Source organism: uncultured Fretibacterium sp. (assembly GCF_938040765.1).
In the GTDB taxonomy this organism is placed as follows: Bacteria; Synergistota; Synergistia; order Synergistales; family Aminobacteriaceae; genus CAJPSE01.
In genome coordinates this window covers 1-2,405 of the sequence record NZ_CALIAA010000154.1, presented here as the reverse complement: position 1 = coordinate 2,405, position 2,405 = coordinate 1, and the positions used below count along the sequence as shown (strand labels likewise).

Sequence of the window (2,405 nt, the reverse complement as noted above, 5' to 3'; positions counted from 1 at the left end):
GGCGATGATCGAGGACGTCAAGAAGATCGACGATTATACGATCTCCGTGCACCTCAAGAATCCTTTCACGCCGTTCCTCTATGTATTCAGCGAGGTCTGGGGCGGCGTCGTCTGCAAGAAGGTCGTCGAGGAGATCGGCACCGAGGCCCACAATCGCGCCCCGATCGGCACCGGTCCCTTCAAGTTCGTCAAGTGGATCAAGGGCGACCGGGTGATCCTGGAGCGCAACGACGATTACCATGGCGAGAAGCCGCAGTTCTCCAGCCTGATCATCCGGGCTGTCCCCGAGGACTCCGTCCGGGTGATCGAACTCGAGAGCGGGGCCGTCGACGTAGCCTACGACGTCTCCGTAAACGACTTCAAGCGCGTGGAGGAGAACCCCAAGCTCACCCTGCTGAAGCGCAAATCGCTTCGCACGGATTTCGTCGTGTTCAACTGCTCGAAGCCCCCTCTGGATAACGTGAAGGTACGCCATGCGATCGCGAAGGCGCTGGATCTCGAAGGGATGCGGCAGGCCATCTACCGCAGCGAGGGGTACGTCCCCGGCGGCCCGATCCCTTACGACATGCGCTACTCCGACCAGAGCCTCAAGGCTCCGGCGCAGGACATCGAGGGAGCGAAGAAGCTGCTCGAGGAGGCCGGGGTCAAGGGCCTCAAGCTGACCATCATGACAAGCGAGTCGAAGGAGCGCGTCGACGCCGCCACCATCATCCAGGCTCAGCTCGAGGAGATTGGCGTGGAGGCGGACATCCAGGTCCTGGAGTACGGCGCCTTCCTCGAGAAGGTGGACCGCGGAGAACATGACCTCGCCCTCGGCGGCTGGGGAAACAACCTTCCCGACCCCGAGTTTGCCCTGACCCGCCTCTATCACTCGCGCGCCATCAACGTCACCAACAACGCCTTCTTCAGCAACAAGGAGTTCGACGCACTGCTGGACAAGGGCGTTACGGTGCCGGAGGGCCCCGAACGTGAGGCGGTCTACAAGGAGGCTCAGAGGCTGTTCCTGGATCAGATGCCCACCTTGTATTGGGCCGTCCGGGGGATTGCCGCCGCATACGGTCCCCGCGTCCAGGAGTTCCCGATGCATATCCGCGGGATCTACGAGCTCTCGAAGGTGAAGCTGAATCAGGAGTGATCCTGACTCGGCAAGAGGTCCCAAGGCGCCTCCCCGCCGGTTCTTTCGAGGTCCCGCCGGGGAGGATAAAACCAGATGAGAGGGAAGACAGAAGAAAACAGCCCATTGGAAGGAAGTGCGCGTTTCATGAAAAAGACGTTTGTTTTTCTTGCAGCCCTGTTCCTGTGCCTTTCGCCGATGATGGTCCTCGCGGCCGAGGATACCCTGATTGTGGCGAACGGTGCGGATATCCGCGTTCTCGATCCGCTCCCCAGCTCGGAGAACGTCTCGGCCAACGTCCTGCTTCAGATGTTTGAGAACCTGGTATTCATCGCTCCGGACGGTTCCCTGGAGCCCATGCTGGCAGAGAGCTGGGAGCAGCCGACGCCGACGAGCTACGTGTTCCACATCCGCAAGGGGGTCAAATTCCACAACGGCGAGGAATGCACCGCGGACGACGTGAAGTTCACCCTCGACCGGGCCAAGACCCCACTCGGAACTTCCGCCCATGCCTTGATCAAGGACCTCACGGACGTGGAGGTGCTGGACCGCTACACCGTCAAAATCAACCTGGGGCGGCCCGTCACCCCCTTCCTTTACGCCTTGGGCGAGTCCTGGGCGGGCATCGTCAACAAGAAGGCCGTGGAGGAGGGCGATCCCGCCAAGAACCCGGTGGGAACCGGTCCCTTCAAGTTCGTCAGCTGGAAGAAGGCGGACCGCGTCATCCTCGAGCGCTTCGAGGACTATCACGGCAAGAAGCCCAACTTCAAGACGTTGGTCGTCCGAGCGATCCCGGAGGCGTCGAGCCGCACGATCGAGCTTCAAAGCGGGGCCGTGGACGTCGCTTACGGTATCCATTTCTCCGACTTCGAACGGATCGAGTCCGACAAGAACCTGACCCTGCTGCGGCATCCCTCGAACCGGGTGGACTACATCGCCCTGAACTGCCAGCGCCCCGCCCTGAAGGACGTGCGCGTGCGCAGGGCGATCAAGATGGCCCTCGACATCCCCGGGATGCAGAAGGCCGTCTGTCGCGGCGTCGGCTCCGTAACGGGGAGCCCCCTGCCTCCAGGAATGCGCTATGCGTTGAAGGACGCTCCCATCCCTGCCCAGGACGTCGAAGGGGCCAAGAAGCTCCTGGAGGAGGCCGGGGTCAAGGACCTCAAACTTGCGATCTGGACCAACGAGTCGAAGGAGCGCATGGACGCGGCGACCATCATTCAGGGAATGCTGGAGGAGGTCGGCATCACCGCGGAGATCCGCGTCATGGAGTACGGCGCCTTCCTCGACG

The 2,405-nt window shown here is 62.0% G+C and carries 2 protein-coding genes; both read left to right on the top strand.

Features of this window, described 5'->3' with window-relative positions; genetic code table 11:
- Positions 1–1,135, top strand: a 1,135-nt coding sequence (locus Q0176_RS05605) for an ABC transporter substrate-binding protein (RefSeq protein WP_299300079.1), incomplete at its 5' end; no start/stop codon positions are given.
- A 126-nt stretch (positions 1,136–1,261) separates the two neighbouring features.
- Positions 1,262–2,405 (top strand): ABC transporter substrate-binding protein (locus tag Q0176_RS05600; protein WP_299300076.1); only part of this gene is annotated, 1,144 nt, incomplete at its 3' end.